Origin of the sequence: Prevotella pallens ATCC 700821, from assembly GCF_000220255.1 — a bacterium.
In the GTDB taxonomy this organism is placed as follows: Bacteria; Bacteroidota; Bacteroidia; order Bacteroidales; family Bacteroidaceae; genus Prevotella; species Prevotella pallens.
On sequence record NZ_GL982513.1, the window covers coordinates 388,885 to 394,121 of the forward strand.

At 35.2% G+C, this 5,237-nt stretch carries 6 protein-coding genes, 1 tRNA gene and 1 pseudogene; 4 read left to right on the forward strand and 4 right to left on the reverse strand.

The annotated features are described in order from the left end of the window. Positions 1-268: 268 nt before the first annotated feature. Genes HMPREF9144_RS01565 through HMPREF9144_RS01575 form a run of 3 tightly spaced genes read left to right on the forward strand, consistent with a single transcriptional unit; the run spans position 269 to position 1,838 of the window. Positions 269-553 (forward strand): hypothetical protein, encoded by a 285-nt coding sequence (locus tag HMPREF9144_RS01565; protein ID WP_006044052.1) that lies wholly within the window; start codon positions 269-271, stop codon positions 551-553. Beyond that, complete coding sequence (locus HMPREF9144_RS01570; protein WP_006044053.1) at positions 550-1,215, forward strand: hypothetical protein; 666 nt, start codon at positions 550-552, stop codon at positions 1,213-1,215. The genes HMPREF9144_RS01565 and HMPREF9144_RS01570 overlap by 4 nt, the downstream gene beginning before the upstream one ends. A 59-nt stretch (positions 1,216-1,274) precedes the next feature. After that, positions 1,275-1,838, forward strand: coding sequence for a hypothetical protein (locus HMPREF9144_RS01575; protein WP_249031169.1), 564 nt, complete (start codon positions 1,275-1,277; stop codon positions 1,836-1,838). A gap of 40 nt (positions 1,839-1,878) precedes the next feature. Here the strand turns inward: HMPREF9144_RS01575 and HMPREF9144_RS01580 are convergent. After that, positions 1,879-2,268 (reverse strand): annotated as a pseudogene (locus HMPREF9144_RS01580) (hypothetical protein); the annotation flags it as partial. Between the two features lie 4 nt (positions 2,269-2,272). Next, on the reverse strand, positions 2,273-2,566 hold the full coding sequence (locus tag HMPREF9144_RS01585; RefSeq protein WP_004344933.1) for a helix-turn-helix domain-containing protein: 294 nt from the start codon (positions 2,564-2,566) through the stop codon (positions 2,273-2,275). Between the two features lie 229 nt (positions 2,567-2,795). On the opposite strand from HMPREF9144_RS01585, the gene HMPREF9144_RS01590 reads away from it, so the two are divergent. Further along, complete coding sequence (locus tag HMPREF9144_RS01590) at positions 2,796-3,848, forward strand: hypothetical protein (RefSeq protein WP_006044057.1); 1,053 nt, start codon at positions 2,796-2,798, stop codon at positions 3,846-3,848. Here the strand turns inward: HMPREF9144_RS01590 and HMPREF9144_RS01595 are convergent. Beyond that, entirely contained in the window at positions 3,835-4,767 is a 933-nt protein-coding gene (locus tag HMPREF9144_RS01595) for a hypothetical protein (RefSeq protein ID WP_006044058.1), read from the reverse strand. The two genes, HMPREF9144_RS01590 and HMPREF9144_RS01595, sit on opposite strands and share 14 nt — an antisense overlap. Positions 4,768-5,001: 234 nt before the next feature. Then, positions 5,002-5,086, reverse strand: a tRNA-Leu gene (locus HMPREF9144_RS01600). Positions 5,087-5,237 lie beyond the last annotated feature (151 nt).

The following is a 5,237-nucleotide window of genomic DNA, read 5'->3' on the forward strand; positions in this document are numbered from 1 at the left end:
GTCCTTTTTAGTGGCACATGACATCGTTAGAAAAGAAGAAGCGTTATGCTTGCATCTGTTCGGCCTGAAACCTGAGAAATTTCAATTAACGAACGAAGAACAGCATAGTGGTTCTCACGCTATAGCGTGGGCTACTATTGATACATCCGTTCGTTAGGTTTTCTCAGGACCGCAGGCTGAAGATGTGGACATAGTCAGTTCCACGCTTCTGCGTTTTTATAAATCGCCCTTATGGGACTGGAGGACGAAAACAAACTAAACAATAATAATGATTACAGTTCAACAAGCGAAAGAAGTTATTGAGAAGATGGAGAATTCGTTCAGCTCTCATGATTTTATTCAAAAGTTCAAGGCAACAAAAGGTGGAGCCTATCTAAACGACATTCTACGTGATACTCCATCGGATATACACAAAGAACATGCTGTCATTGGCCGTTTCTTATCTACTTACATGGATAGATTGAAGATAAAGAAGAATGGACGGACTTTATCGGAGAATGTATTTGGGAGAATGAATGAGGTACAGTTGTGGAAGAAAAAAGAAGAACTATGATAAAGCAGGTTCTAAAATGGATTGGAATAATCTTTGGGTTTATGATTGTCGCTTTTATTGCAGAAGAATTTCTTAGATCAGTAGAGAACCACAAGTACAGTATGGAACCGGATGAAAGTGCAAAAGAATTTTGCATACGTTATTTTATTGACAGAGAAGCCAACGAGGCTTATGATTATGCTTTATTCCATAAAGGCTTATACGATAACATAACAAGCTACAATAAATATTATCCTCGCCCGGGAATGTATTTAGACACAAGTGGCTATGTCTTTTCTAGTGTGTTAGCAAAGATGAAAGAAAAAGGGTATGGCTATTTAGCAGCAGATAATCCTGAACTTATCGCCGATTTCCATAGCTATATGGGAGGCAAGGAAAGATACCCTATGAGTGAAGTTGAAAAATACTGTAATGAGCGACTTGGCTTATCGCTTACAAGCAATGAAACACACGCATTTTGGGTTCTTTACCTATCCGATATTTCCAGCGAAATTAGGATGCCTATCTTAAAATATAAGTTTGTAGAGCAGATAGAGGATTTGAAAATATACACCGTCTACGATTATAATATAATGAAAAAAGCGACTCTCAAGTTATATTCAGATGGACGGGTAACTATAGGAAATATTGAGAAATTCCATGATTCTGAAGAAGAAAAGTAGTATAAGGAATTGTTATACAAACCCTATTCAACATTAGCGATAAACATTGATTTTATAATATGGGAAGAATCGTAAAATGCCCTATATGTGGCAGCTTTAATGACATTGAGGAATCGAATACCTGTTCGGAATGTGGTAACAGACTGAGACCAAGGGGATTGTTTCAAGTATTTTTATACATGATTGCTCCACCTCTCAATTCCATTCTCGGTCCCGTCGGGCACGTTATAGTGTACATCTTGAGTAAGTTGGGTTGTTTAGGAGCTCTTATTTTGGGGGCTATCTTAGCTTATTGCATCCATAAATATGTCCCCAATATATCGAAAGAGAAAAGTAAGAAAGATGCGATTGAACTGAATGAGAAGCGTAATTATCAAGATGACGCTACAGTCGAGGAACAACAACCAGTTTTAATGCAGAAAACGACACCCGAGGAATACGAGAACACAGAGGAAGAAGAGAATGTTGTACCATCAGATGACAATAGAGACGAAGAGGTGGAAGTAAATAGCGTCGATAAAGAAGTTGGAACACCTAAGGGAAATGTGGACGGAATAAGTTCAGATCAATTGATAAAGGCTAATAAGAAGATGCATGAGAATGATGTACAAGAAGTGGAATAGCTTTAATTTACCAAGCTGAGTATTATTTCTCTATCTTGTATTCATCTGGCACCATCAGGAGGATGGGGAGTTTCTGCACGGGTTGGAGATAGAGCAATTGCAAGTAATCCATGCCCAACTCGTATTGTTCCCCGAAGATATGCCTTATCAGGGATTCAACGTGCGAAAACTCTCCTTCTTTTGGCTGGTGTCCTATCGGCTCATAGAGATTTAGGAACTTGTCAACCACTGGTTGGTAGTTGACATGATTTGGAACAGTGCAGAAACCATCGTACTTTGGAACTGTAGCCAGAAAATCCTTGCCATAGTCCTGGCGTAGCGTTTCATTATTCCATACTATACGCTTCTTTACAAAACCGCCACTGATGCGAGGTTGGTTCACAATCTTATACAAGGTTGTGCCAACACGAATAAAATTCTCGTTTTCCATAGCCTTACTTCTGCATTAAAGGTTTGCTACCCATGATATATCTCTGTGCTTCTTGGGCTATTTGCGCAGAAGTCTTGATAGGATTCTGACGCAGCCATGCTTCGAGTTCTGCTTTCTCAAAATAAAGCATCTTACCTTGTGGCTTATAATGAGGAATCAGATTGCCCGATGTGAGCTTGTAGAGATAACTCTTTGAGAGGTTAAGAAACTTGCTTGCTTCATCAAAGCTAAGCACATTTTTATTTGTAAAGAGAAGTTGTTCGAGTTCGTAAACTCGTTCCTCTATGGTCTTTTCCATATTTTTTATTTGTTTGGTAAAACGATAGAGGGTGCGCACCCTCGTTGCTGTTAACGAGGGCAAAATTAGAAACGATAAAAGGAACTGGCATTGAGCAATGTTTGACGTATCAACCTATGCTCAATCTTTTTTCTGTTGTTTGATGTATATGCTTTTATTTATGTATACAAGATGCTATCTTTCTGAAATTTGTATACCTTTGCAAATGCAATCATAATTTATTAAAATAATGGAAATTAAAGAGATCGTTCGTGAATTCCGTAGATATTCAAAAGATCATCCTTTGCGGACAATTGTAGATCAATATTTTGATGAGCAAGAGACTCCTATATTAGAAGGGTCTGAATGGCTTAATGCTATTAACACCATCAATGCAATTGGACGTGCACTATTAAACCTATCATATCATGATAAGAAAGCTTATCATGATATGATTAAGATGAAACTTAAAGCAAGACATAAAGATTCATACGACCTTCATGGATTAATATCTGCCTTAGCAGAGTTGTCTATTATGAATACATTTATATGTAGAAGCTCAAATCCAGAAAGCTTCATTTATGAAGATCGTCTCCAGAAAAATTCTAATAAGAATGTTGAGTTTTCTATTAAGATGGAACGTTTTATATTTCATGTAGAAGTAAAAACTTCTAATCTATTACTTGAAGATAATAAAATAGCTACTGAATTAAAAAAAAGTTCTGAAGTTCTAGTCTTGAATGCAAGAGTTAAAGATTTTAATTTAATAAAACAGAAATCTCCTATACCTGTAATAGGAAGTTTGGAGCAAAGGATTAAAGACTTCTTAGAAAGTGCAGATGGGAAATTTTGTAAGAGTGATGATAACGAAGTAAATTTATTAGTTATATGTTGGGATGAAAGATTTGAAGTTCCTTTAATAGCTCTTAAAGCTTCTCAAGCAGAGGGGTTAATGACTAATTCTTCTTTTTTGAAAGATAAAGATGGAAAAACTGTTTTATTTAATAATATCGATTGCATTTTAGTTAATAGTAATTATTTGTTCTTTAAGGAATATGTTATGGGACTTTTGTTTAATAGATTTTCATTAGAATTTCCTGTAGATCCATTTTTTCAGCTTTTCACACAAAACTATCTAATAGAGAATACATCTTCTCAAGAAAGAAATCTCCTTTTAGAATCCATAATACAACAAAAAGTATGTATAGTAGATGAAACTTATGCTAATAGCCTTCCTAAGAAGAGTATTGCAAAATTTACAGGAGATAAAATGATTAAGTTTATGCCTTTTAATGACAAATAATATTCTTCAACTTTTTGATATATTTGTCAATGGTTTCTGAACCTTTTGGCTCTGGTTTTGCGCTATCGTTGGCAGATGAAAGGTCAATGCGTGTTAATGGTGTGTCTTTGGTTTTTCCCAATATGAGTTTAATGCGCGCAATGGTAGACTGCCATTCATCAGTAACGTATCCCCGAAAATTAAGACTTTGCATGAGATACGCAAGTAGTCGGTTATTGTTTGATTTTAGTACTCCTTTCAGATTACAATCAAATAAATTTTTAGTAATCTTTGGTGAAACACTGGTCGTAAAAAGTTTAACATCATTGATGCAATCAGTTAGTATTTCAATCTGTTCTTCCGAAAAATCAGATTTGAAAGGATTAATTTCATTGCCAACAATCACAGGTTTTTCTTTTGGCTGGCTTGGATCAATGTCATCATAGACAATTGTAGAATGGCGTTGAAAAGAATTCTTGATTTCGCTTATTTCTATCTTTTCAATCTCATATTTTAGATAATTTGCATAACGTTCATAAAGAATTGCATCTATGAGCGATGAAAACATCGGAAGTTCTTCATCGTACAAAGTGTGATTCTCAATATACTTACTATAATCAAACGTAGTCAAATCAAAGCTATAATACTTTCCCTTTTGCTCTTTATTCAATGAATCATAGAAAGTGCTATCCCATAAGAAATTATTTTCTTTATAAGATTCTTCTACACACGAAAGGGCAGGATAATTCAGATAAATGGGAGATAGTTCATCGGTTATTCGGATATATTCTTTTTGCAAAATCTCTTTGAACTGTATATTGTTGATGCAACCTTTCTTCCTCAGAATATTTCCAATGAGCACATTGTAGGTCTGAGTAATGCAATAGCTTAATATTCGTTGAATACTGTTAAGCTGTATCTTTAGATGATCATTCTCCATTTTTGCAATTTCTTAATTGAGTACTACTTACAAAGGTAGGGCATTTGTCGAAGAAAAAGATAAGAAAGGGAAGGAAACAGAATAAAAGGAAATGATTATCGTTAATTAAATCTAAATAAACTATGTAGAATACAGTCTTAGTACACGTTTCTTATACTTCTGCTACAAAGTACACTTTTAGTACATATTGAAAAAGAAAAATCCCTTGTAAATCAGCGATTTACAAGGGATTTGTGGTACCCAGACCCGGGCTCGAACCGGGATGGATTGCTCCACTGGTGTTTGAGACCAGCGCGTCTACCTATTCCGCCATCTGGGCTTATATTTCTATTAAAGCGCTGCAAAGGTACATAGAAAAAGTGGGAATGGCAAATTTTATAAAAAGAATTTTCTATTCTTTATTTAAAGATTACAATTGAGAATCTTTACGAGATAACTCTGCAGAATCGTAATCTTAAAAGATAATACGA

Coding starts and splice junctions, on each gene's coding strand:
- HMPREF9144_RS01595 (WP_006044058.1), bottom strand. CDS start 4,767: ATGGAGAATGATCATCTAAAGATACAGCTTAACAGTATTCAACGAATA.
- HMPREF9144_RS01585 (WP_004344933.1), bottom strand. CDS start 2,566: ATGGAAAAGACCATAGAGGAACGAGTTTACGAACTCGAACAACTTCTC.
- HMPREF9144_RS01575 (WP_249031169.1), top strand. CDS start 1,275: ATGGGAAGAATCGTAAAATGCCCTATATGTGGCAGCTTTAATGACATT.
- HMPREF9144_RS01565 (WP_006044052.1), top strand. CDS start 269: ATGATTACAGTTCAACAAGCGAAAGAAGTTATTGAGAAGATGGAGAAT.
- HMPREF9144_RS01570 (WP_006044053.1), top strand. CDS start 550: ATGATAAAGCAGGTTCTAAAATGGATTGGAATAATCTTTGGGTTTATG.
- HMPREF9144_RS01590 (WP_006044057.1), top strand. CDS start 2,796: ATGGAAATTAAAGAGATCGTTCGTGAATTCCGTAGATATTCAAAAGAT.